This is a genomic window from Hymenobacter siberiensis (assembly GCF_018967865.2).
GTDB lineage: Bacteria > Bacteroidota > Bacteroidia > Cytophagales > Hymenobacteraceae > Hymenobacter > Hymenobacter siberiensis.
Window position 1 is genome coordinate 4,091,699 of sequence record NZ_JAHLZY020000001.1, and the last position, 22,624, is coordinate 4,114,322.

Below are 22,624 nucleotides of genomic sequence, written 5' to 3' on the forward strand. Positions count from 1 at the left end.
GCCAACTGCATCAATCGAACATCAAACTCACCATCTCTCACACCTCACCGCCTAGTCCATCATATCGGCTGAGCGGGGTGGGTCGGGCACGAAGCCGGGGTTCCAGCTCATGGGATAGCGGCCGTCCACGTATTGCAGGGCCGTTTCGGTGAGGTAGAGCGGGCGGAACGTGTCGAGCATCACGGCCAGCTCGTGGGTTTCTTTTTTGCCGATGCTGGCCTCCACGGTGCCGGGGTGCGGGCCGTGCGGCAGGCCGGTAGGGTGCCAGGTGAAAGAGGCCAAATCGACGCCCTTGCGCGACATGAAATTGCCGGCCACGTAGTACAGCACCTCATCCGAATCGACGTTGGAGTGGTTGTAGGGGGCCGGAATGCTGAGCGGATGGTAGTCGAACAGCCGCGGCACGAAGGAGCAGATAACGTAATTATGCCCCTCAAATGTCTGATGGACGGGCGGCGGCTGGTGCAGGCGGCCGGTTATCGGCTCAAAATCGTGGATACTGAAGGCGTAGGGGTAGAAATAGCCGTCCCAGCCCACCACGTCGAACGGCGAGTGCGCGTAGGTCAACTCGTGCAGCAGGCCTTCCTTTTTGGTATATACCAGGTAATCGCCTTCCGGGAATTCTTCGGTAATGAGCTCTCTCGGCGGGCGCATGTCGCGCTCGCAGTAGGGCGAGTGCTCCAGCAGCTGGCCGAAGTGGTTGCGGTAGCGCCGCACGGTTTCCACGGGGCTGAACGACTCGATAATCATGAGCCGCACGGGGCCTTCCTCGAAGTGCAGCTGGTGGATAACGGTGCGCGGCACCACCACATAGTCGCCGGGCTCGAAGGCTACTTTGCCCATCTGGCTCCACAGTTCGCCCCGGCCTTCGTGCACGAAAATCACCTCGTCGGCCTGGGCATTTTTATAGTAATAGTCCATCCGCTTCTCCGTGGGATTGCAGATGCTCATCGTCACGTCGGCATTGCCGAGCAGGGTTTGGCGGGCGGCCAGGTAGTCACCGCCGGTGCTGGTCTGGGCCAAGGTGCGCAGGTGCTCGGGCTGGAGCGGCCGGTCCTTAATTAGCTTCGGGGCAAAAGGCCGGGGCGTGCCGACGTGCTTAATCTGGGTCGGCGGATGCACATGGTAGAGCAGCGACGACACGCCGTGAAACCCCAGCGTGCCCACCAGCTGCTCCGAATACAGGGAGCCGTCAGGCTGGCGAAACTGGGTGTGGCGCTTGCGCGGAATCTGGCCGAGGCGGTGGTAATGCGACATAACAAACGAGGGTGGGATGGAGCTGTGAAGTTACGGAACACGGCTCTGCCCGCGCGAAACTCCTCCCCTACTTCCCCAGCAGGGCCAGTTGCGCGGTGCTGTCGCTCACCACGTGCAGGGCGCGCTGCAATTCAGCATCCTGCTCGCGGAGCACGGTGTAGTAGGCCACGGTGCCGTAGGCGCTGCGGGCAATGTAGGCCTTTAGCTGGTTGCGCAGCAGCGCCGCGCAGCGGCGCACGGCGGCCGCGTCGGCCTTCACGCCATCCTGGGTGGCCTGGGCGGTCAGGCTCAGCAGCTGCGCATCGGTGATGCGGAAGGTGGCGTTGAACTGCTCAAAGCGCAGGCCTTCCAGCTCGGCCTTGTGGCCTTGGTAGAAACTCAGGGCGAAGGCGCGGACCACGCCGTGGCTCAGCAGCTTGGTATAGTAAACGGAATGGGCCACCGAATCGCGCGGCACGAACACATCGGGCATGATGCCACCGCCGCCATACACGGTGCGGCCGTGGTCGGTGCGAAAGCGCAGCTTGTTGGAAAAGTGGATACTGTCGGCCGATTGCAGCTCGCCCCGGTCGGAGCGGCCGCTCAGCTCGGCACTGTATTCGGCGTAGTTGGCCCCGTAGGGTTTTTGGATGGAGCGACCGGCCGGCGTGTAGTAGCGGGCAATGGTGAGGCGCAGCTCGCCGCCGTCGCTCAGGGCGATAGGCTGCTGCACGAGGCCTTTGCCGAAGGTGCGACGGCCCACCAGCGTGGCGCGGTCGTGGTCCTGCAAGGCACCGGCCACTACTTCGGCGGCCGAGGCGCTCCCTTCATCCACGAGCACAACCAGGGAGCCTTCCTCAAATTCGCCGGCTACTTTGGCGTAGGTCTGCGAGTCGTACTGGTCGCCCTTGCCGTCGGTGTACACGATTTTGCGCGAGCCGGCGATGAACTCATCGGCCAGGCGGGTGGCACGGTCGAGGTAGCCGCCGGGGTTGCCGCGCAGGTCCAGCACGAGGCGGGTGAGGCCCTGGCGGCGCAGGTCGGCCAGGGCGGCCTTAAACTCGTCGTAGGTATTGGAAGCGAAGCGGCTTACTTTAATGTAGCCGGTCTGGTCATCAACCAGGTACGCGGCATCAATCGAGCTATTGGGAATGCTTCTGCGGGCAATGCTGAAGCTCAGCGAGCGCGCCAGCCGGTGGCGGCGCAGCTCGATAGCCACGCTGCTGCCCCGGGGGCCGCGCAATAGCTGCGACAGCTGCCCGGAGGTGAGATGCGCGCCCGAAACCCGCTTGCCGCCGATGCTCAGAATCTGGTCGCCGGCCTGCACGCCGGCCTGCTCGGCCGGGCCACCGCTGAGCGGGGCCACTACCGTCACGGTATCGCGGAAGGTGTTGAATTCGACCCCGATGCCGTCGTAGTCGCTTTGCAGGAAAGAATCGGTTTTTTCGCGGTCGCGGGCCGGGATGTAGACGGAGTGCGGGTCGAGCTTTTCCAGCATCTGGGCCACGGCGTAGTCGGCCAGGCCTTCGGTATCCACGGAATCGGCGTAGTCGCGGTCCACGTAGCTCAGTATTTCCTTGAAGCGCAGGTAGCCCCGGGCCGTGGCATCGGGGTTTTCCGACGAGGGCTGGAAGGGATTATTGGCCACCAACACGCCGCAGCCCATGGCCAGCACCAGCAATAATGCCTGCCGCAGCCAGCCGCGCCGCCCGGAGCCGACGAGCACACCAGTTGCCTGGTTAGCAGGGGTAGAAGTGGGCATGCGAGATAAGCGTAGCGTTAATAATCAATAGGATAGTATTAGATAGAATTCAAAATTATTGAAATTTTCCCAGTTTCAAGTGCCGAAAGGTAGCCATTTTCAGATTTCTATAATAAATACAACAATTTACGATAAAAGAGCAAAAAAGAACATTTTTAGTGGCAAATTACAATTTTTCGCTTGCTGACCCCCCTTTTAATATCGATACAATTTATAATTTTACCCATAATTTTTTAGATGGACTTCGATCAGGCCGGGTGTTTACCCGTTGGACACGGCTTTTTCCGGTTTGAGTGCGGCAGCCACCAGACCCCGAAGCAACTACGGCCGGGGCGGCCCGCTGGATTGGGACCTTTCGGCCCGCCGTATCTTTGCGCCCGGCCGCACCGACTGGCTCTTTTCATTTCCCTCGCTTTACACCGCCGCCACATGGGTCGCATCCTTGCCATCGACTACGGAAATAAGCGCGTGGGCCTGGCCGTGACCGACCCGCTGTGCATGATTGCCTCGCCGCTGGAAACCATTCACAGCAAAGATTTGCTGGCCTACGTGAAGGCCTACCACCTGCGCGAGCCACTGCGCGCCGTGGTAGTGGGCATGCCGCGCACGCTGCTCAACGAGCCTACCGATGTGACCAGCGCCGTGGTAGGCCTGCTGCGCACGCTGCGCCGCGAGCTGCCCGAGCTGCCCGTTCATGAGCTCGACGAGCGGTTTACCTCGCGCATGGCCCACGCCACCATGCTGGCCGGCGGCCTCGGCCAGAAGGCCCGGCGCGACAAGGCCACCGTGGACCGCATCAGTGCCACCATTATTCTCCAGTCATTCCTCGAATCGCCGCTGATGCGGGAAGTATAGTTGTTTCGTTAAACGTCATGCTGAGCGCAGCCGAAGCATCTCGCATGCTGAAGTATCAATGCTAACCACAACGAAGCAGTAGAGATGCTTCGGCTGTGCTCAGCATGACGTTCTGTTTTAAAACTGACCATTACCATGATTTACTCCATTGTTGCCATCGGCGACCCCGTCCTCAAGACCAAAGCCAAAAACATTGCCCCCGACCTGCCGGCCGCTGAGCTCAAGCAGCTGATTGCCGACATGTACGAAACCATGTACTCGGCCAGCGGCGTAGGCCTGGCGGCGCCCCAGGTGGGCAAAGCCGTGCGCCTGTTCGTGATGGATTCGGGCCCGATGGTGGACCTCGACGAGGAAGACCTGGCCGAGCTGGAAGAAGGCGAAGTGCCCGAGCCGGCCGTGAAGCGCGCCTTCATCAACCCCCAAATGGTGAGCGAAACCGGCGAGGAATGGGGCTTCGAGGAAGGCTGCCTGAGCATCCCGGGGGTGCGGGAGCTGGTGACGCGCCACGCCGACATCGTGCTGCGCTACGAGGATGAAAACCGCCAGGTGCACGAGGAAGCTTTCTCGGGCATGGCCGCCCGCGTCATTCAGCACGAGTACGACCACCTGGAAGGCATCCTGTTCACCGACAAGCTCTCGGGCTTTAAGAAGCAGCTGCTAAAGGGCAAGCTGGCCCGCATTAGCAAGGGCGATGTGCGGCACGAGTACCGCATGAAGTTCGTGGGTGACGGGCGGCGGCGGTAGGCCGTAAAGCCGGTCAAATTACTATGACAGCAAAACTGGCATACCCTGGGCGGTATGCCAGTTTTTTTCGTTTTTACTGGCATATCCGGCGATAGCACTAACTGAAAGCATGATTCCGGCCCACGTTCCGTACCTTGTTAGCCGTGAAAAAATACGGCTACCTGCTCCTGATTTGTTTGCCCCTGCTCTTTGTTGCCCGCCAGGCGCAGGCGTGGGGCTTTTTTGGCCACCGCCTTCTGAACCGGCTGGCTGTGTACACGTTGCCGCCGGGCATGATTGGCTTTTACAAGGCCAATATTGACTACTTAACGGTGAACGCCACGCGGCCCGACTCGCGGCGTACGGTGGTACCGGGCGAGGCCCCCAAGCACTTCCTCGACGTGGACCGCTACGGCGACAGCGCCGAGTTTAAGCTGCCGCGCAAGTATGCCGATGCCGTGGCCCACTACGGCGAGGACTCGCTGCTGCGCCACGGCATTGTGCCCTGGAACGTGGTGAGCATGAAAAACCAGCTCACCGCCGCCTTCAAGGCCAAGGATACCGACCGCATTCTGAGCCTTTCGGCTGATATGGGCCACTACGTGGCCGATGCCTGCGTGCCGCTGCACACCACCCGCAACTACAACGGCCAGCTCACGAACCAGCGCGGCATCCATGGCCTGTGGGAATCGCGCCTGCCCGAGCTGCTGAGCGCCGACTACGACCTGTTCAGCGGCAAGGCTGAATACCTGGAGCGGCCCAGCGACGCGATTTGGGCCGCCATCGTCCGCTCGCACGCGGCCGTCGATTCGGTCCTGCGGTTCGAGAAACAGCTCACCGCCGAGTACCAGGAGGACCAGAAATTTGGCTATGAGCAGCGCGGCAGCCAGACGGTGCGGGCCTACTCGCGCGAGTTCAGCAAGACCTACCACGCCCGGCTCAATGGCCAGGTCGAGCGGCAGCTGCGCTACGCGGCGGCCCTCATCGGCGATTTCTGGTTTACCTGCTGGGTAGATGGCGGCTCGCCTGATTTGCGCCAGCTGCCCTACACGCCCTCGACCAAAGAGCAGCAGCGGCTGGAGCTGGAAGCCAAACAAACGGCCGGCACGCCGGTGTCGGCCGCGCCGGGCCACGACGAGTAGCTTGTAGCACATGCTTTAGCTTGTGCCGGCATGGAGCAGGAGCGATTTATCCGTTCATTCGGGCACAAGCTAAAGCATGTGCTACAAGGCTTCCGTCCGGTGCACCATATCCAGGTCCAGCACGGCGATGCCGTCGTTGCCCACTTCGTAGGCGCGGATGAAGCGGCGGTGCCACTCAATCTCGTCGTGGGTGTAGGAGTTGCGGGCGTGCACGTCCTGGGCAAAGGTGTCGTCGTAGGCTTTGAGCTGGATAATGATTTCGATGTCGAGGCGCTCATAATCAACTACTAGCAAGCCGTGGAGCGGGCTTTCGGGGGTGATGTCGTGCACGATGGTCCAGCTTAGGGGGAAAAAGCTGATGGCGCTGCGCTCGAGCGGCAGCAGGGCGTAGGCCTGGTCATTGGTGGTGGGGTGCACGGTTTTGAGCAGTACGCGGGCTTGCAGGTCGATGAGGATATTGTTGCGCTGGTTGGCGATACGGAACTGCAGGCAGGGCGTGCCGTCGGCCCGGCGGCTGATGATGGCCGTGCGGCTGAAATGAATGCGCGCCGTGGGCCGCGAAAACCGCCCATACAGCAAGCCCGTGGCCAGTGCGAAGGTGAGCACGCCCACCAGCGCCTCTACGCTGCTGAGGAAGCCGGTGGCATTGGTGCCCGGGTACACATGCCCGTAGCCGACGGACGTGAACGTCTGGATGGAGAAAAACAGGGCACTTAGGAAATCCTGCATGGCCCCGCGCGGGGCGGCCACGCCGAGCAGGTCTTCGAGGCCCAGGGCCATGTAGGCCCCGGCAAAGGCCACATTCAGCACCGTAAAAAACACCACGACCATGCCAATAAACGGCCCCCAGTCCATCTGGATTAGCCATTGGTAGGGGTCGTGGCGGTGGGGGCCGCCGCGCCGCCGCACATTGAACGAGCCGTCGTGGTTGATGGCCCGCCGGGTGCGGCGCGAGAATTTTTCACCAATACCGGGGTCGAGGGTGGGCATGTGAGGGGGTGCGTACGTTGGATGAAACTGGTAAATACCCGGCCAAAAGTAATTGTACAAAAGAACGCGCTGCTCGTCACACGTTCGCGTCGCCAAAGCAGCTACGTCGTTTTGGTATCTCAATCAGCTTATTGCAGCAGGAAAGACACTGGCGCAGGCGCAGGTTTCCTGGCATAGGGTTCGCTGCCGACCTTTGAGGCTCCAATCACCACTTACCCTGGCCGCGCATGCACATTCTGCTGATTGAAGACGACCCCCGGCTTTCGACCCTCATCAAGCGGGGGCTGGAGGAAGAACAGCTGACCGTGACCGTGGCCGCCGACGGCGAGCGCGGCCAGGAGCTGGCCCTCGCGCAGCCCTTCGACCTCATTATTCTCGACGTGATTCTGCCCCACCGCAGCGGGCTGGAGGTGCTGGCCCCCATCGCGGCCCTCAACGGCCAGATGGAAAGCATCTCGGCCCACGACCTGCACCGGCGGGTGGCCGAAAACCTATCGGGCCGCGAGCAGGACGAACTCTCACGCCTGGCCCACACCTTCAACCGCCTGCTCGACCGCCTCGAAAGCAGCTTCGACGGCCAGCGCGCCTTCGTGCGCAATGCCTCGCACGAGCTGCGCACGCCGCTGGCCGCCAGCATCGGCGAGGCCCAGCTGGCACTGGCCCGCGAGCGCGAGCCCGCCGCCTACCGCGCCGCCCTGCACGCGCTGCTCACCGACCTCACCCAGCTCAACGCCCTGCTCAACCACCTGCTGGAGCTGGCCCAGGCCGAAACCCCGCTGCCCGAGTACAACACCCGCATTCGGGTTGATGAGCTACTGGCCGAGGCCTGTGCTGCCATTGCCCCGGACCAGCGCCCGCGCCTGCGCCTGCACACCGGCCACCTCCCCGCCGAGCCCGAGCAGCTGGAGCTTACCGGCAACCGCACCCTGCTCAACAGTGCCCTCATCAACCTGCTCGAAAACGCGCTGAAATACTCGGAGCCCCAGCCCGTGGCCGTTGAGCTGGAATACGAACCCGGGGGCGTGCGCCTGCGCATCCGCGACGAAGGAATCGGCATTGCGGCAGCAGATTTGCCGCAGGTGTTCCAGCCGTTTTTCCGGGCCGGCAATGCCCGGCCGGTGACGGGCCATGGCGTGGGCCTGCCGCTGGCCCGCAAAATCATTGAGCAGCACGGCGGCCAGCTGGAGCTAACCTCGCAGCTGGGCCACGGCACCACCGTGGAAGTGCACCTGCCTACGGCCTAACCCTGTACCATGAACGCTGCGTTTAAGTGCTTGCTCCAAATTAAACAGTTGATACATTTTACATAACTAACTGATAGTAAACAAGAAATACAAGGACTATCAGCTAAAAGCTAATGGTTCGGCACTTAGGTCACCTATTAATGCGTTTCTAATCGCATTCTGAATGACTTGCCGGTAGCCTTGCAGCAGTTTAACCACTGCCGCGCTCCATGTTCCCAACTACCCAGCCGCTTGCGACCCGCCGCAGCCGCCTCCCCTACCGCAACAGCATGCTCGCGTTCAGCACGATGCTCGGGCTGCTGGCCTTCTCTGCCTGCACTTCTTCCGAGGCCGATGCGCTGGACGAGCCCGCGCCCTAGCAAGCCAGCACCGAAGCAAAAGCCACCACCGAGCCCGCGGCCCCCGAACTGCTGCTGAGCGGCGAAATCGCGGCCGATGCCAACCGCACGGTGCGGGTGTTCCCCCGGGTGGGTGGGCAGGTGCTGCGCGTGGGGGTTGATTTGGGCGATGAAGTGCGCCAGGGCCAGGTGCTGGCCGTGCTGCAAAGCCGCGAAATTGCCGAGCTTGAAAACCAAAGCACCGCCGGCACCGCCGACCTGGCCGTGGCCCGCAAGAACCTGACCGTGGCCGAAGAGCTGATGCAAAGCGGCCTCGGGGCCGAGCAGGACGTGTTTCGGGCCCGCGCCGAGCTGGCCCGCGCCACCGGCACCGCCACCCGCAACCACCGCCAGCTCGACGTGTACGGCCTGGCCCGGGGCGGGCAGTACGAGCTGAAAGCGCGGGTAGGAGGCTACATTATTGAGAAAAACCTGGCGACGGGCATGCGTTTCAACGCGACCCATGTGCCGGCCGCCTTCACCGTGGCCAACCTCGACAGCGTGTGGGTGATGGCCAACGTGTTTGAGTCGGACCTGACCCAGGTGCGCCGGGGGCAGGTCGTGGAAATCACCACCCTGAGCTACCCCAACCAGCCCCTGCGGGGCCGCATCGACCAGCTTTTTCACCTGCTCGACCACGACAGCAAAGTGATGAAAGTGCGCTGCACCCTGCCCAATCCCGGCCACCTGCTCAAGCCCGGCATGCACGCCCAGGTGCGCGTGCTGGCCACCCCTGCCAACTAAGCATCACATGGCCATTCTCATTATTGAAACCGATGAAAGCCGCCGCGCCACCGTGCACCGGTTTTTGCAGCGCGCCGGCTACCTCACCGACCTTACCCCCAGCCTGGCCGCCGCCACCACCAAGCTGGCCGTGCGGCACTACGAATTTGTGCTGCTGGCCCAAACCCTGCCCGACAGCAACGGCCTAACGCTGCTGCACGAAGCCAAGCGCCGCAACTACCAGGCGGCCGCCTTCATCCTGCTCATGGCCACCGACGCGGTGGAGGACCGCCTGCACGGCTTCGCCGCCGGGGCCGACGACTGCGTGGCCCGCTCCACCACCCTGCTGGAACTGGGGCGGCGGCTGCGCAGCATTGCCCGGCAGCGATTTGGCCGGCCCCGGCCCCGCATCAGCTTCGGGGCGGGGTTTGAGCTGGACCTGGCCGGCCGCCGCCTGCGCCACGGCTCCCACGCCGTGGACCTGAGCCGCTCGCAGTTCGACCTGCTGCACCACCTGCTACGGCACCGGGGCCGGCCCCTCACCCGCGAGCAGCTGGGCGCGCACATCGGCAAAGGCTCCGAGGGCTCCAACTACATCGACGTACATAGTATGAACGTGCGCAGGGCGCTGGCCCGCTTCGCCCCGCCCGATTTCCTGCAAACCGTGCGCGGCATCGGGTATCAGGCGGCGTAAGGATTGTCATTTTCGGGCTCATATGAGGTGGGGCGGGGCTTGCCCCCGCCCGGCGTTGCACGGAATCGTGAACACAGTACGAACGCCGGGCGGGGGCAAGCCCCGCCCCTACCTGACACGTCTAATCACAAGCATTTTACCCAACCATAACAGAAGTAAAAACGCCGCCCGCCCAACCCGCAAAAACCCCACGGCCCGGCCCGGCGTACCAGCGGCAGCAGCGCAGTTCCGGCGCTGGTTATTTTTGGTTCTTTATGCGTCATTTCTGTACTCGCTTACCGCTGGCTTTTTTGCTGGCGGCGTTTTCTATTTTCACCGTTTCGGCCCAAAAGGTAGGGCTGGTCCTCAGCGGCGGCGGGGCCAAAGGGCTGGCCCACGTGGGCGTGCTGCGGCAGCTCGAAAAAAACCACATTCCCATCGACTACATCGTGGGTACGAGCATGGGCGCGGTGATTGGCGGCATGTACGCGGCCGGCTACTCACCCGATGAGATTGAGCAGATTGTACTTAGCCCCGAGTTTCAGCGCTGGACATCAGGCAAGCCACTGGAAAGCAAAACGTTCAATTTCCTCACGGCCGAGCCTTCGCCCTCGGCCCTGCGCCTGGGCATTGCCATCGACTCTTCATTCCAGGCCCGCATCAGCACCAACCTAGTGAACGATTTGAACCTGAACCTAGCCCTGACGCGCCTGCTGGCCCCGGCCGGAGCCAGCGCGGATTACAACTTCAACAACCTGTTTGTGCCCTTTCGCTGCATGGCGTCGGAGGTGTTTACGCGGCAGTTGGTGGAGCAGAAAAGCGGGTCGCTGTCCGATGCCATCCGCAACTCGATGTCGTTTCCGCTGGCGTTCCGACCCATCCGCAACCTCGACGGCAAGTACTACTACGACGGCGCGGTGTACGATAACTTCCCCACCAACACGATGAAGAAAACCTTCGCCCCGGACATCATCATCGGGGTGAACGTGGGCGATGTGGCCTTCAAGAAATACCCCAAAAACGATGATGCCCTGCTGGCCAGCACGGTGGCTTTCCTGGGCACCAGCGTGGCCGACACGAGCAGCGTGGGCAAAAACGGTATATACATTCAGCCCAACCTCGATGGCCTGGGCGTGGGCGATTTCGACCGTGTAAAAGACTTTATTGCCGAAGGCGACACCGCCGCGCTGCGCGAGATGGCCCTGATTAAGCAGCGCATCCCGCGCCGTATCGACTCGGTGACGCTGCAAAAGCGGCGGCTGGCATTTCAGGGCCTGGCCCCCAAGCCGCGCTTTATTGAGGTGAAGGTGAACGGCCTGCGCCCCGACCAGAACGAGTACGCGGCGCGCTTTTTCCCGCATTCGGGCCGGGAGTATTCGCTCGACGACATTGAGGAGGGCTATTACCGGCTGGCGTCGGATGATTTTTTCAAGAATATTTACCCGCGCATTCGCTACGACGCGGCGCGCAAGGGCTACATTTTCAGCGTCGATGCGCAGCGCAACAACAACGTGAGCACCGAAATCGGCTTCGTGCTCAGCAACCGGCCCATCGACAATATTTTCCTCGGCGTGGAATATCGCTACCTGCGCAGCCTGCTCTACACCACTTCGGCCGATGTGAGCCTGGGCCGCTTCTACACCGGTGCGCACGGCTCGTTTCGCATCAACGTGCCGGCCCGGCTACCGTTTTTCTTCGAGCCCGAGGTGACGTATAACCAGTGGGATTTTCAGAACACGGGCGGCGTGCTGGGCCGCAACGTGCTCAACACCCAGGTACGGCAGCAGGACACCAAGCTGGGCGGGCAGTTCGGCATCAGCCCCACCTACCGCAGCCGGCTGCTGGTGGACCTGGCCACCTTCGTGACCAAGGATGAATACACCAACTCCAAGGAAATCAACACCACCGACGTGCTCGACGCCACCGTGTTCCGGGGCGTGACCGGGGCCCTGCGCCTGGCCCGCAACACCCTCAACCGCAAGCAGTACTCGACCAGCGGCCACCGCTACGTGTACATACTGCGCGGCGTAACGGGGGCGGCTACCTACACGCCGGGCTCCACGGCCCAGCAGCCCAGCAGCTCGCAACACCGCGAGTGGCTCCAGTTTCGGGCCACCGTAGAGCGCTTCTTCGCCCTGAAGGGCGACCGCCACGCCTGGGGTTATTTTGGCGAGCTGATGGCCAGCAACCAGCCCACGTTCACCAACTACCGCTCGTCGCAAACCATGGCGCCGGTGTTTGCGCCACTGACCGACTCGCGCACCCTGTTTCTGGACACGTACCGCTCGGCGCGCTACGCGGCGGCGGGCCTGCGCTACACCCAGCCCTTCCTCAAAAAGCTGGAATGGCGCACCGAAGTGTACGTGCACCTCAATGCCCAGCCGCTGGTGCAGGGCGAGCAGCAGGTGGCCGTGCGCAAGTCGGGCTTCGACCGCCCCCGCATCACGGCCAGCACGGGCCTCATTTTCCAGACGCCGGTAGGGCCGCTGGCCGTGCACGCCCGCTTCTACGACGACCCGGCCGAGCGATTCGGCATCTACGGGCACCTTGGCTTCCTGCTATTCCGCAGCCGGGCGCTGGAATAGGCGGCCGGGTTTGGCCTGAAGTGCTGGGCTGAACAGCTGTTCAGCCCAGCACCTGGCGCACTTCGGCGGCGGCCTCCAACGGCAGCAGGTGGCCGGCAGCCGGCACCACTTCGAACGAAGTGCCGGTCGGCAGCAGCGGCAGCGTGAGGCGCTGCTGCGTGGCTGGCGTGATGGACGTATCGCCGGCACCCACCAGCAAATGGCAGGGCACACGCAGCTGCGGCATCAGGGAGCTGATGTCCTCGCGGGCACCTTTTAGCAGCCAGGTGGCCCAGGCGGTTTCGGTACTGCGCAGGTTATCGGCAATTACGTGGTCGCGCACAAGCGCCGACAGGGGCTGACGGGTGATTTCGCGGAAGGTTTTTTCCGCTTCATTCGGTTTGCCGTAGGCGGCCAGCGCAGCGGCCCTGGCCGTTTCGGACATGGGCTCGCCCGCCGGTGGCGAGGGCGAGAGCAGCACCAGCTGGCGCAGGCCTTCTGGCTGCCGGGCGGCCAGGGCCAGGGCCATTTTGCCGCTCATGCTGTGCCCGATGAGGGTAAAATCCGTTACCTGCTGCTGTTGAATATAGGCGGCTATCCAATCGGCATAGGCCTGCACCGAGTAGTCGAAGCCCGGTGGCACCGGCTGCGCGCCAAAGCCAGGCAGGTCCGGGGCCAGCAGGTTGGCACCGGGCAGGAGCGGGCGCAGCACGTCGTATTCGCGGCCGGAGCCGGCCCAATAGTGAAGGGCAATGAGCGTAGGAGTCATAAAGATGAAGCAGTATGCAAAGCTGTACGGCAGTACGCTAGCAGCAGTTGAAAATGCGAACGCAACAATAGCAAGGCGCTTACGCAGAACTGCTTGCCAAAACCCGGCAATGCTTTTTTTACTTTGTTCCCGATGCAATAGCGTTCCAGGCTTAATCTATATTAATCATTGAATTAACTTATATTAGAAGGCGTGATTGGGGGCTGCCGCTCACGCTACTGCCACGCCAGCACAATCCGGCTTTGGGAAAGTACCGTGGGTTCTGGTTCAATTACCAATTGACTATTCGATAATTACCTTCTTCTCACCCCTCACCCCGCCACTTATTCCCGTACAAGCTACTATTTATTTCCGCTTATCCTAACCCTCAGGCGTTTGACCCGGCCCATGATTGATTGTGGGCGACCAGCCAGGCTCCTTCATCCTTCCCCTGTATGAACACAACTCCGACGTTGCTGCCCGCAACGGACGAAGAGCTGCTCGTGCAGCGCCTGATAGGGCGCGACGAGCAAGCCCTGCGCGAGCTACACGACCGGTATTCCCGCAATCTGCTGGCAGTTATCGTGCGTCTGGTGCGCGATGAATCCCTGGCTCAGGATGTGCTGCAGGAAGGCTTGCTCAAGGTCTGGCTGAGCATCGACCGCTACGATGCCGCGCGGGGCCGCCTGTTTACCTGGATGGTTCGGGTGTGCTGCAACCAGGCCATCGACGCCATGCGCAGCCCCCGGCACCGTTTCAACAGCGGCACCAAGTCGCTGGAAGTAGGCGGAGCGCAACGCGCCCAGGCGCCCCCTTCCTTCAACCCCGAGCATATCGGTCTGCGCGAGCTCACCCTCAAGCTCAAGCCCAAACAGCGCGAGGTAATTGACCTGCTCTACTTCGGCGGCTGCACGCAGGTTGAAGCCGCCGAGCAGCTCGGTATTCCCCTGGCCACGGTGAAAACCCGCGCCCGTGCCGCCCTGGTAGTACTGGCCCACATGGCGAGGTAAACAGACAGCAAGGCATCTATCATCCTTCGCAACGATATAACGGAGTTGTTTAGAAAGTCGCAAAAGGTCCTCAAACGGTCATGCTTCGCTGCGCGCTGCATGACCGTTTGAGGACTTTCTAAACAGCTTCTTTGCCTCCAACTCAACCGAGCAAAACGCAGCAAGGCCCCTTTACTAACTAAAGGGGCCTTGCTGCACACTGGTCTGGCGCAACCGCTAGCATCCGCCTGAAGTTACCCCCGGCCGCTGGCGGCCACCAGCGCCCGCAGCGGCTCGTTGAAGCCGACGGCGTCCACCAGCTCCTCCAGCGGGAAGTGCAGGCGGTATTTCCAGAAGTGATTGGGGTTGCTGGGCACGTTGATTTGCTCCTCGTGCGGGTTGGCGCGGCGCAAGTGGCTGTCCATGGCCAGTAGGTCCTGGAGCGGGAAGATGGCCCACATGGCCGGCGAGTGCAGGTGCTGCACCAGGATTTCGCGGGCCACCCAGGGCTCGCAGTAGAACGGGGCCACCTCGCGCCAGTGGCCAAGGATGGTTTCGAAGAAACGCTGGGTGCGCACCCGGTCTTCTTCCCACCAGCCGCGGATGGTACTGGTGTCGTGGCTGCTGGGCGTGACCACGCTCAGGTAGGCGGCATCGTTGGGGTGGCTGAACTCGGTTTCGGGATTCGAGGGCATGCGCTGCACGTTGAGGCCCAGGATGCCGAGCTCCTTCATCACGCCGGGCACCGAGGCGGGCACCATGCCCAGGTCTTCGCCGCAGATGAGCATGTCGGTGGCGTAGCGCACGGGCGGCAGCTTCACGAGGCCCTGCTGCCGCCAGAATTCCTCGTGGCGGCGGAAGAAGAAGTCCACGTAAATGTCGTCGTAGAGGCGGCGGCGGTCCTGGTCGGCGTCCAGCTCACGGAACGAGTAGCTCTTGTTCAGGGTAATGCGCGGGTGGTAGAAGTCGTCGCCGGCGGGTACGAACAATACTTCGTTCACCAAAGCAAACAGGCCTTTTTGCAGCCAGGCAAAATACTCGGCGTGCTCGGGCTGGGCGGATACTTTCTGGGCGATGTAGGCTTCTATTTTGCGCTGGTCGCTTACGGCTTCCTTGAGGTGAATGCGGCCGAAGCTGGCATCGTTAAGGTACTCGTCGAACACGGCCTGGGCCTCGCCCTGGAAGATATCCTGGAGCATGTGCCAGCGGATGTAGGGCTCGCAGAGGCGCGAGTAATCGAACCAGCCCAGGCGGCGCTCAATCTCGTGGCGGTGCAGCGGCAGGGCGGGCGCGAAGTGGCCCAGCAGGCCTTCCACCGACTCAATGGGCATTTCCCAGATGCGGAAGAAGCCCAGGATGTGGTCGATGCGCAGCGTGTCGAAGTAGCGGGCGAGGTGGCCCATGCGCTGCTTCCACCACAGGTAGCCGTCTTCGGCCATGCGCTGCCAGTTGTAGGTGGGGAAGCGCCAATTCTGGCCGGTGGTGGAGAAATCATCGGGCGGGGCACCGGCCTGGCTGTCCATGTGGTAGAGCTCGGGCTGGGTCCAGGCGTCCACGGAGTGGCGGTAGATGCCGATGGGCAGGTCGCCTTTCAGCACCACGCCACGGGAGCGGGCATAGGCCACGGCGGCGCGCAGCTGCTTGTCGAGGTGGTACTGGGTGAAGAAGAACAGGCCGTATTCGTCGTAGTCCAGCGCGGTTTCGGCGGTGAGCTCGGCCAGGTTTTGCGGGGTGCGGAACTGCGCGGGCCACTCCTGGAAATCGGCGGTGTGGTACCGGTCGCGCAGGGCCGAGAAGGCCGCGTAGGGCACCAGCCAGTCGGCCTGACTGGCGTAGAACTCGCGGTACTCAGCATCGGACAGAAAGGCTGCTTTCTCCTGCTTGTACAGCAGCTTGAGGAACTTCCACTTGGCATTCATCACCGGCTCGTAGTCTACGAAATCCTTGGCGTTGAATTCGACTTTGAGCGTGGCCAGCTCCTTAGCGGCTTTCTTGTCTTTGAGGGCGGCAATGCCTTCGAGGTGAATAAACTGCGGGTGCAGCGCAAACACCGAGATGGCCGCGTAGGGGTACGAATCGACCCAGGTATGCGTAGCCGTGGTGTCGTTGATGGGCAGAATCTGCACCAGTTTGAGACCGGTTTGCACGGCCCAATCGGTGAGCAGCATCAAGTCGGAGAACTCCCCTACCCCGAGGCCGGCGGCGCTGCGCATGGCAAACACGGGCAGGGCCACGCCGGCCCCGCGCCAGGTGGTGGCGTACTGATACGCCTCGTCGTTGAAGACGCGGGCTACGATGTAGTCCTGCGTGGCGGGCACCACGCGGTTTTCGCCGCCTTCCATGTCGAGGGCGTGGCCAGCGGCGGCGTCCCACATGGCGTATTTATAGTGGCAGTCCTCGCCGGGATTTTGCAGCGTCACGGTGCCGCTCCAGGTGGGGTAGTCGGCATCAGCGAGCACGAGGGCTTTGGTGTTGTCCCAGGCCCCCAGGGCGGGGTCGGAGCCGAGGATGCAGAGGCCGTGCTGCGGCGCTACGCGCGGGGCCAAGAGGCGGAAGGTGGTTTGGCCAGCGGCGGGATACGTGGTGCCTGGCCCGGCTACAACTGTTTCGGCAGCAGCTTTGGCAGTCTTGGTTTTGGCGGCGGGCGCTTTTTTGGCTTTGGCGGCCGGGGTTTCGGCGGGGGCTTTGGCCGGGTCGTACCCGGTAGGGCGGCGGAACAGAACTTTGGTGAAGGCGGCGGTCAGCAGCTCGTTTTCGGGCTGGCCGGGGGCGCGCCAGTAGTCGGCCAGGTGCAGGCGAGGCGTGCGGGCGGCATCGTAGGCGATGGCGCGGTTGGGGCCGGCCTCCCAGTGCTCGCCACTGGTGTTGGCGTCGCGCAGCACATACTTATAGGTAAGCTCGCCGGCGGCGTCGGGCACGGTCAACTCAATGCTCCAGCAGGTGCTGGCTTCGTCGTAGTGCATGTCGGCAGCGGCGGCGGGCTGCCAGTTGCCGAGGTCGGGATGGGAGCCGCACACGGCCAGATGCTGGCCGAATACGGTGCGGTAGGGAAGGGAAAAACGTAGTATCATGGGGCACGCGGTGGGGTTTGGGAGATGCAAGATAGGGACTTACCAAGAGAGGATTTACGAAGCAGCGCGGGAGTAATTATGCTCAAACGGTTGCGCACGGACAGCCAAACGGGCCAGGGCTCACGCAGCTGAGCCGGGTCGCGTTCGGCCGGCAGGGCGGCGCGGCGCCAGCCAACCCCAGCAGTTGGTTTTGCGTTTGGAAGATGCCTCTGCTTTGTGTTGCCGCTAATTACCTCCTGCTTTGTCCACTTTTCTGCGTCGTGCCCTCTACGGAATTCTAGGGTTAATAGCTCTGGTGCTACTCCTCGTTATCGGGGTGGTGGTGTTCTTACAATTCCCATCGGGCCAGGACTTTGTGGCCAGCCGCGCCGAAAGCTACCTGCGCGGCAAGCTCAAGACGGAGGTCAGAATCGGGAAATTCCGGACTGATTTTCGCCACGCCATCAACCTCGACGGTGTGTACCTGGCCGACCAGCAGCGCGACACGCTTTTATCGGTGGGCCACCTCGGCGTCGACATTGATATATGGGCATTGCTGCACAGCCAGATAAATATTTCCAATGTTGAGCTAAACGACGGCCGCGTGCGCCTCACGCGCACCGAACCCGACTCGGTGAACAACTACGACTTCATCATCGATGCCTTCGTGGACCCGAATGCGCCGGTCGATACCACGGCATCGACCCTGAAGTACAACATCGGCAAGGCGCGGCTCACGAATATCTACTTCACGCAGCTCGACCAGGTGACAGGCTCCGACATTCGGGCCCGCATCGGCGAGTTTGCGGCCAACATGGACGAGGTAGATGTGGATAAGTCCATCTACAAGGTGGGTAAAGCCGCGCTACACCGCTCGGCCATCAGCATCGTGCAGACCAAAACGGCCCCGCAGGTGGATAACCCCGCCCCATCTACGCCCATTGAGGTACAGTTCGGCATCAACCAGGCCACGCTCGACAGCGTGGGGTTTGTGTATAAAAACGCGCCCTCGGGCCAGTATATCAGCACCACCATCGGCCTGGCCGACATCACGGCTAAGAATATCGACCTGCAGAAAGAGCTGGTGGCGCTGGATAAGCTCACGCTCAAAAACACCACTTTTGCCTACGCCCAGAACAAGGACATTGCGGTGGAAGAGCGCGTGGTGAACCCCGCCGAGGTGGTGCGCAAGCTTGATGAGGCTGCCGACCAGAACAAGGCCGCCACCGGCCAGCGCCTGGCCTGGAAGGTGACGCTGAACGAGTCTGACATCAGCGGGCTCGACGTGAAATTCGACAACTTCAACGAGCCCAAACAGAAGACCCGCCTGCCGGCGCTGGACTACAACCACCTTGCCTTCAGCGACCTGGTGCTGAACACCCACGACCTGAACTACACCGAAAACCGCACCACCGCCAAGGTCGACAACCTGGCCGGCAAGGAGCAGAGCGGTTTTGAAATCACGTCGTGGCGAGCGAATGTGGTGTACGACTCGGTGCAAATCCGCCTCGATAGCCTCGATTTGATTACGCCGCACACCCGCATCCGGCGCAAGCTGGCCATTGGCTACAAAAACCTGGCAGCTCTGAGCGATACCAAGCAGCTGGCGAACCTGAAGATTGAAGGCGACCTGCGCGACGTGCGTATCGGCTTCCGCGACATTCTGTACCTGGCCCCGCAGCTGGCCGGCACGCCGCCTTTCAACACCGGCCCCAACCAGAGCGTGCTGGTGAACGGGCTGATTGCCGGCCGCGTGGGCGACATGACCATCCGCAACTTCGAGTTTGTGGGCCTGCGCAACACCATTGTGAAAGCGCCCCGCATCCACATCACCGGCCTGCCGGAAGTGGACGGGCGACTCTATGTTGATGCGAATCTAAAGCAGTTCAGCTCCTCGCGAGCCGATATTATGAGCCTTGCGCCGAAGGGCAGCATCCCGAACAATATCAGCATTCCGCCCACGTTCGCGGTGAACGGCACTTTTAAGGGCTACCCCACCACGCTGCAGTTCAACACCAACTTACAGGCCCGCACCAGCTACGGCGACCTGGCCTTTTCGGGCAACCTGGGCAAGGCGCAGGCCAATGGACGGCAGCCGCTGGTGGGCACCTTCGCGGTGAAGGCCTTCGATTTCGGCAAGCTGCTGAAGGACCCCACCATCGGGCGCGTCACGGCCACGGGCCGCATCAACGCCACCGGCAACCTGAAAGACCCCGGCACGCTGGTGGGCCAGGTGAATGCCAACGTGCAGAGCGCCCGCTACAACGGCTACACCTACAAGGGCGTGAAAGCCACGGTGGACCTCGACCGCAACCGCTACGTCATCAACGCCAGCAGCAAGGACGACCCCAACCTCGACCTCGACCTGACGGCCGTGGTGAACCTGCGCGACGCCAAAAACCCCACCTACGAAGTCACGAAGCTAAACCTGCGCGGGGCTAACCTTACGGCGCTGGGCTTTTATACCGGCGGCGACCTGCGCGTGCAGGGCAACCTGGTGGCCAACCTGCGCGGCTCGGATTTGAACTCTATCAACGGCACGTTCAGCGGGACTAAGATTGTGATTGTGCGCGACAACCAGAAGTTTCCGCTCGACTCGCTCAACGGCCGCATTGTGCAGAACGCCAACCGCACGCTGGCCGTCATCACCTCCGACATTGCCAATGTGCGCCTTGATGGCAACGTGCACCTCGGCGACCTCGCCACCGAATTGCAGCAGCATCTGGACCGCTACTTCGACGTGCCCGGCGTGAAGTACGTGGCCAGCAACGCCGACCGGCATTTCACCTACTCGCTGCAGCTGAAAGACCCCAACCTGGCCACCAAGCTGGTGAAGGATTTGAAGCAGATTTCGCCCTTCACGCTCTCCGGCGACTATTCGCGGCAGGCGGCCCGCCTCACGGCCAATACCAGCATTCCCATTATTCGCTACGCCAACTACCGCATCGATTCGCTGAAGCTGGCCGTGGATTCGGACCCGAGCAAGCTCGACTACGGCCTCCGAATGGCCAAGGCCGCGCAGGATACAACCCTGAAGCTGCGCCGGCCCAGCATCGTGGGCAACATTGCGAACAACAAGGTTTTCACCCGCGTGGCCATCCTCGGCGACTCGGCCAACCGCGAGCGGCTGGCCGTGGCCGGCACCCTTAGCACCCGCCCCGACGGCACCTTACCCGGCGAAAAAGGCGTGGTGTACCAGTTTGAAGCCGCGCCCGAGCAGATTATCAACTACGAAAACTGGACGGCGGGCGCCAACAATTACGTGCGCTACTTCCCCAGTGGCGCCATCGTGGCCGACGCCCTGAACCTGACCAACGGCCGCAGCTCGCTGGCCGTGCAGAGCGATAACCCCCGGGTAAAAACCTCGCCGCTGGGCGTGCGCTTCACCGATTTCGACCTGGCCGAGCTGGCCAAAGCCTTGCAGGGCACCGACTCGCTGGTGGCCGGCACCCTCAACGGCCAGGCCAAGCTGCGCAACCTGGGCCAGAAAAACATGGCCTTTACTGCCGATGCCACTGTCACGGGCCTGGCCTTCCAGAAGGTGCTCATCGGCGATATTGCCGTGAAAGCCACCAACCCCACGCCCAACCGCTACGACCTGGATGCCCGCCTGACCGGCGGGGCCAGCGGTTCTATTGGCGGCGAGGGCAACGATGTGCGCATAGCCGGCTACTACCAGGCCGATAGCAAGGAGCCCCTCAACCTGACCGTGGATGCCCAGCGCCTGACGCTGAAGCTGGCCCAGGCCTTCTCGGCCGGCCAGCTCCAGCAGGCGGCGGGCTACGTGCGCGGCCAACTCACGGTGAAGGGCTCCCCCTCGGCCCCGGTGGTGCGCGGCACACTCACTACGTCGCCCGAAGCGGCGTTTACCGTGACGCAGCTCGGGGCGCTCTACCGCCTGCCGGGCCAGGACCTGACGTTTGACGACCGGGGCATCAGGTTCGACAACTTTACGGTGCGCGACTCGGCCGACAACCAGGCCGTGGCCAACGGCTACCTGCTGACCAAGGATTTCATCAATTACGCCTTCGACCTCACGGCCACCACCGACAACTTCACGGCCGTGAACAGCACCCGCAAGAACAACCAGCTGTTCTACGGCAAGCTGGTGGTGGACTCCCGCACCCGCATTACCGGCCCGCTGGAGCTGCTCAAAATCGACACCAACGTGACGGTGGTCGAGGGCTCCAACCTGACCATTGAATCGCCGGGCACGGATGCCAACAAGGTGGCCTCCGAAGGCATTGTGGAGTGGATTGACAAGAGCGCGCCCGTGGACACCATGCTGCAGCGGCAGCTGGCGCTGGACACCGCGAGAACGGCCACCGGCTACGACATCACGGCCGTGGTGACGGTGACCGAAAAAACGCCCTTCACCGTGGTTATCGACCCCATCAGCGGCGACAACCTAAAGGTGCGGGCCAACGGTACGCTCAATACCAACATCGACCCCACGGGCGCTATCACGCTCAGCGGCCGGCTGGAAGTGGCGCGGGGCTCTTACCATCTGTCACTCTACGACCTGGCTTCGCGCGACTTCATCATCCGGCCCGGCTCCAGCCTGACGTGGAGCGGCGACCCCTACAATGCCGACCTCGACGTGACGGCCGTGTACAAGGTAGAAGCTGCCCCCGCCGACCTGCTGGCCGCCCAGGGCCTCGACAATGCCGTGGCCAACACCACTGCCCGCAACCGCCTCCCTTTCAACGTACTGCTGAACGTGACGGAGAGTCTCAGCAAGCCGCTCATCGGGTTCGACATCATTCTACCCGAAAGCCAGCGTGGGGCGCTCGGGGGCCAGGTGGAAGCCAAGCTGGCCCAGCTGCGCCTGCCCAACCAGACCTCGGAGCAGAACAAGCAGGTATTCTCGCTGCTGATTCTGGGCCGCTTCCTGCAGCAAAACCCGTTTGATGCCAGTGCCAGGGAGAGCTTCGTGGCCACGCAGCTACGAGGCTCGGCCAGCGCCGTGCTCACCGACCAACTGAACAACCTGACCGGCAAGTACCTGTCGGGTCTGGGCCTCGACCTGGGCGTGACCAACCAGGCCGACTACAGCAGCGGCTCGGCCAAAAGCCGCACCGACCTGAACGTGGCTGTGAAGCGCCAGTTCCTGAACAATCGCCTGTCCGTGCGCCTCGGCACCGATATTCCGTTGGGCGGCGCGGGCTCGCAGGCCACACAGGGCAGCAGCTCGGCCAGCAACTTTGCCGGCGACATCAGCATTGAATACAGCATTCTGCGCGACGGCCGCCTGCGCCTGCGCGCCTTCCGACAGAATGCCTACGAGGACATCGACGGCCAGCTGGTTAAGACCGGCGCGGCCCTGGTGTTCCAGCGCGAGTACGACAACCTGCAGGAGCTGTTTGCCAAGCTGCCGCCCGCCGTGAAGGAGGAGCGCAAGCGCCAGCGCAAGGAGGAAAAAGCCGATAAAAAGGCCTTGCAGAATTCCCTGCAAACCCCGCCCACAGCCCGCCTCGACAGCAGCAAAACCACCAGCAGCAAGACTAAATGAGACAGCTGCTCCGCCCCTCCCGCCCCTCATTCCAAC

The 22,624-nt window shown here is 62.5% G+C and carries 15 protein-coding genes; 10 read left to right on the forward strand and 5 right to left on the reverse strand.

Annotated elements, in window-relative coordinates; translation table 11 throughout:
• Positions 1-51 precede the first annotated feature (51 nt).
• Together KQ659_RS18220 and KQ659_RS18225 are read right to left on the reverse strand one after the other, a co-directional pair.
• Complete coding sequence (locus KQ659_RS18220) at positions 52-1,257, reverse strand: homogentisate 1,2-dioxygenase (protein WP_216679778.1); 1,206 nt, start codon at positions 1,255-1,257, stop codon at positions 52-54.
• Positions 1,258-1,324: 67 nt separating this feature from the next.
• The gene (locus tag KQ659_RS18225; RefSeq protein ID WP_216679777.1) at positions 1,325-2,998 is read right to left on the reverse strand and encodes a S41 family peptidase; all 1,674 of its coding nucleotides are present in this window, start codon (positions 2,996-2,998) and stop codon (positions 1,325-1,327) included.
• Between the two features lie 429 nt (positions 2,999-3,427).
• Here KQ659_RS18225 and ruvX point away from each other — a divergent pair, with 429 nt between their 5' ends.
• From ruvX to KQ659_RS18240, 3 genes are all read left to right on the forward strand, one after another.
• On the forward strand, positions 3,428-3,853 hold the full coding sequence (gene ruvX, locus KQ659_RS18230) for a Holliday junction resolvase RuvX (protein WP_216679776.1): 426 nt from the start codon (positions 3,428-3,430) through the stop codon (positions 3,851-3,853).
• Between the two features lie 135 nt (positions 3,854-3,988).
• On the forward strand, positions 3,989-4,597 hold the full coding sequence (gene def / locus KQ659_RS18235; RefSeq protein ID WP_216679775.1) for a peptide deformylase: 609 nt from the start codon (positions 3,989-3,991) through the stop codon (positions 4,595-4,597).
• A 143-nt stretch (positions 4,598-4,740) separates the two neighbouring features.
• Positions 4,741-5,718, forward strand: a complete 978-nt coding sequence (locus tag KQ659_RS18240) for a zinc dependent phospholipase C family protein (RefSeq protein WP_226915735.1) — start codon at positions 4,741-4,743, stop codon at positions 5,716-5,718.
• A gap of 81 nt (positions 5,719-5,799) precedes the next feature.
• Here KQ659_RS18240 and KQ659_RS18245 read toward each other — a convergent pair whose 3' ends face one another.
• Entirely contained in the window at positions 5,800-6,708 is a 909-nt protein-coding gene (locus KQ659_RS18245; protein ID WP_216679774.1) for an ion channel, read from the reverse strand.
• A gap of 227 nt (positions 6,709-6,935) precedes the next feature.
• Here KQ659_RS18245 and KQ659_RS18250 point away from each other — a divergent pair, with 227 nt between their 5' ends.
• From KQ659_RS18250 to KQ659_RS18270, 5 genes are all read left to right on the forward strand, one after another.
• Positions 6,936-7,952: an ATP-binding response regulator gene (locus KQ659_RS18250; RefSeq protein ID WP_216688086.1), complete on the forward strand. Its 1,017-nt coding sequence runs from the start codon at positions 6,936-6,938 to the stop codon at positions 7,950-7,952.
• A 209-nt stretch (positions 7,953-8,161) separates the two neighbouring features.
• Entirely contained in the window at positions 8,162-8,311 is a 150-nt protein-coding gene (locus KQ659_RS18255) for a hypothetical protein (protein WP_216688085.1), read from the forward strand.
• A gap of 54 nt (positions 8,312-8,365) precedes the next feature.
• A complete protein-coding gene (locus KQ659_RS18260) occupies positions 8,366-9,073 on the forward strand; it encodes an efflux RND transporter periplasmic adaptor subunit (RefSeq protein ID WP_226930137.1) in 708 nt (235 codons plus the stop codon).
• A gap of 7 nt (positions 9,074-9,080) precedes the next feature.
• Positions 9,081-9,746: a response regulator transcription factor gene (locus KQ659_RS18265; RefSeq protein WP_216688084.1), complete on the forward strand. Its 666-nt coding sequence runs from the start codon at positions 9,081-9,083 to the stop codon at positions 9,744-9,746.
• Between the two features lie 254 nt (positions 9,747-10,000).
• Positions 10,001-12,310, forward strand: coding sequence for a patatin-like phospholipase family protein (locus tag KQ659_RS18270; RefSeq protein ID WP_216685898.1), 2,310 nt, complete (start codon positions 10,001-10,003; stop codon positions 12,308-12,310).
• Positions 12,311-12,350: 40 nt separating this feature from the next.
• Here the strand turns inward: KQ659_RS18270 and KQ659_RS18275 are convergent, their stop codons facing one another.
• On the reverse strand, positions 12,351-13,058 hold the full coding sequence (locus tag KQ659_RS18275) for an alpha/beta fold hydrolase (RefSeq protein ID WP_216679769.1): 708 nt from the start codon (positions 13,056-13,058) through the stop codon (positions 12,351-12,353).
• A gap of 434 nt (positions 13,059-13,492) precedes the next feature.
• Between KQ659_RS18275 and KQ659_RS18280 the strand changes: the two genes are divergently transcribed.
• A complete protein-coding gene (locus tag KQ659_RS18280) occupies positions 13,493-14,047 on the forward strand; it encodes an RNA polymerase sigma factor (protein WP_216679768.1) in 555 nt (184 codons plus the stop codon).
• A 233-nt stretch (positions 14,048-14,280) separates the two neighbouring features.
• Here the strand turns inward: KQ659_RS18280 and KQ659_RS18285 are convergent, their stop codons facing one another.
• A complete protein-coding gene (locus tag KQ659_RS18285) occupies positions 14,281-17,097 on the reverse strand; it encodes a 4-alpha-glucanotransferase (RefSeq protein ID WP_216688083.1) in 2,817 nt (938 codons plus the stop codon).
• 241 nt (positions 17,098-17,338) lie between these two features.
• Between KQ659_RS18285 and KQ659_RS18290 the strand changes: the two genes are divergently transcribed.
• Entirely contained in the window at positions 17,339-22,588 is a 5,250-nt protein-coding gene (locus KQ659_RS18290) for a translocation/assembly module TamB domain-containing protein (protein ID WP_216688082.1), read from the forward strand.
• The last annotated feature ends 36 nt before the right edge of the window (positions 22,589-22,624 follow it).

Excerpts from the sequence above, each read along its gene's own strand:
- KQ659_RS18220 (WP_216679778.1), bottom strand. The coding sequence starts at position 1,257 with ATGTCGCATTACCACCGCCTCGGCCAGATTCCGCGCAAGCGCCACACC.
- KQ659_RS18225 (WP_216679777.1), bottom strand. The coding sequence starts at position 2,998 with ATGCCCACTTCTACCCCTGCTAACCAGGCAACTGGTGTGCTCGTCGGC.
- ruvX (WP_216679776.1), top strand. The coding sequence starts at position 3,428 with ATGGGTCGCATCCTTGCCATCGACTACGGAAATAAGCGCGTGGGCCTG.
- def (WP_216679775.1), top strand. The coding sequence starts at position 3,989 with ATGATTTACTCCATTGTTGCCATCGGCGACCCCGTCCTCAAGACCAAA.
- KQ659_RS18245 (WP_216679774.1), bottom strand. The coding sequence starts at position 6,708 with ATGCCCACCCTCGACCCCGGTATTGGTGAAAAATTCTCGCGCCGCACC.
- KQ659_RS18250 (WP_216688086.1), top strand. The coding sequence starts at position 6,936 with ATGCACATTCTGCTGATTGAAGACGACCCCCGGCTTTCGACCCTCATC.
- KQ659_RS18255 (WP_216688085.1), top strand. The coding sequence starts at position 8,162 with ATGTTCCCAACTACCCAGCCGCTTGCGACCCGCCGCAGCCGCCTCCCC.
- KQ659_RS18265 (WP_216688084.1), top strand. The coding sequence starts at position 9,081 with ATGGCCATTCTCATTATTGAAACCGATGAAAGCCGCCGCGCCACCGTG.
- KQ659_RS18270 (WP_216685898.1), top strand. The coding sequence starts at position 10,001 with ATGCGTCATTTCTGTACTCGCTTACCGCTGGCTTTTTTGCTGGCGGCG.
- KQ659_RS18275 (WP_216679769.1), bottom strand. The coding sequence starts at position 13,058 with ATGACTCCTACGCTCATTGCCCTTCACTATTGGGCCGGCTCCGGCCGC.
- KQ659_RS18280 (WP_216679768.1), top strand. The coding sequence starts at position 13,493 with ATGAACACAACTCCGACGTTGCTGCCCGCAACGGACGAAGAGCTGCTC.
- KQ659_RS18285 (WP_216688083.1), bottom strand. The coding sequence starts at position 17,097 with ATGATACTACGTTTTTCCCTTCCCTACCGCACCGTATTCGGCCAGCAT.